This window comes from Streptomyces sp. WM6386 (assembly GCF_000972385.1).
GTDB lineage: Bacteria > Actinomycetota > Actinomycetes > Streptomycetales > Streptomycetaceae > Streptomyces.
Map to the genome: position 1 here is coordinate 1 of NZ_JXTE01000624.1, position 369 is coordinate 369.

Here is a 369-nt window from a genome sequence, read left to right on the forward strand (position 1 = left end):
ACCGCCCCCTCCGATAACCCTGCCGTGGTGTCCACAGGAACCCACAGCGCCGGCCGCTACGCGTCCCTCACCACCACGGTGCCCAAGGAACTCGTCCATCGCGCCAGCGTCGCAGAGGTCATGCTCACCGATTGGAAGCGCCTGGCCGACGACCACTTCGCGCTCACCGCGCAGTGGCCGCGCCGGCACGGCTTCTTCGTCACCATGGACGACTGCCACGACCCGCTCATTGTTGCCGAAACGATTAGGCAGGCAGGAATCCTCATCGGGCACGCGGAGTACGACGTCCCCCTCGACTACTCCTTCCTGATGTGGGACCTCGCCATCGAGGTCAGGCCCCAGCACATCTTCGTCGGCACCGCCCCGGCC

At 66.7% G+C, this 369-nt stretch carries 1 protein-coding gene; it reads left to right on the top strand.

Annotated elements, in window-relative coordinates:
- Positions 1-27: 27 nt before the first annotated feature.
- A partial coding sequence (locus tag TN53_RS42985) for an AfsA-related hotdog domain-containing protein (protein ID WP_267886610.1) occupies positions 28-369 on the top strand: 342 nt, incomplete at its 3' end.